Annotated in this window: 2 protein-coding genes; one reads left to right on the top strand and one right to left on the bottom strand. The window is 67.4% G+C overall.

Annotated features, from left to right (window positions below):
* Positions 1-182 (bottom strand): TetR/AcrR family transcriptional regulator (locus A5652_RS27015; RefSeq protein WP_156745422.1); only part of this gene is annotated, 182 nt, incomplete at its 3' end.
* Between the two features lie 128 nt (positions 183-310).
* Between A5652_RS27015 and A5652_RS19050 the strand changes: the two genes are divergently transcribed.
* The coding region (locus A5652_RS19050) for a TetR/AcrR family transcriptional regulator (RefSeq protein ID WP_156745421.1) at positions 311-635 on the top strand (325 nt) is incomplete at its 3' end.

The following is a 635-nucleotide window of genomic DNA, read 5'->3' as shown; positions in this document are numbered from 1 at the left end:
AGACGGTTCGGGAAGTAGTTGTAGAGGCTTGCACTGGTCACATTCGCGGTGCGGGCGATCTCACGAATCGTTGCCCGCGCGTACCCCGCCGCGGCCACGCACCGCATGGTGGCGACGATGATCCGCTGGCGAGTCTTTTCGCCACTGGCACCGACCGGCCGCCCGCGCTGCGTCCGAATCACGGTGCTGCCTCCACTGATCGCATCCCGTCCGCCGACCGATGGCGCCGACGAATTGAATATAATCGGACGATCGATTTGTTGTTGGCGCGGAGGTGCCCGGTGCGTGACCGACAAACCCCCGAGGCACCATGACTGTCACTCCGCCGCAACTGGGCCGCCCGGTGGGCGCCGACGGCGAGCAGACCCGGGCGCGAATCATCGCCGCGGCGATGCGCTGTGTCGGTGAGGCGGGCTATACCCGCGCGACGATTCGGGAGATCGCCCGAACCGCGGAGATGACCAGCGGCAGCCTGTATCACTACTTTGCGAACAAGTCAGAACTGTTGAAGGCCGCGGTGGCGGCGCGGACCGATGTCGCGGTCCCGCGACTGCGTCAGGCGGCCGCCCGCCCGGGCAGCGCGATCGCGCGACTAGAAGCGGTCCTCGACGAATCGGGCCGGCTGATGCGCGAGT

Origin of the sequence: Mycobacterium sp. 1165178.9, assembly GCF_001673555.1 — a bacterium.
Classification (GTDB): Bacteria; Actinomycetota; Actinomycetes; order Mycobacteriales; family Mycobacteriaceae; genus Mycobacterium.
Note: the sequence above shows the minus strand (reverse complement) of the source record. Positions and strands in the feature narration are given on the sequence as shown.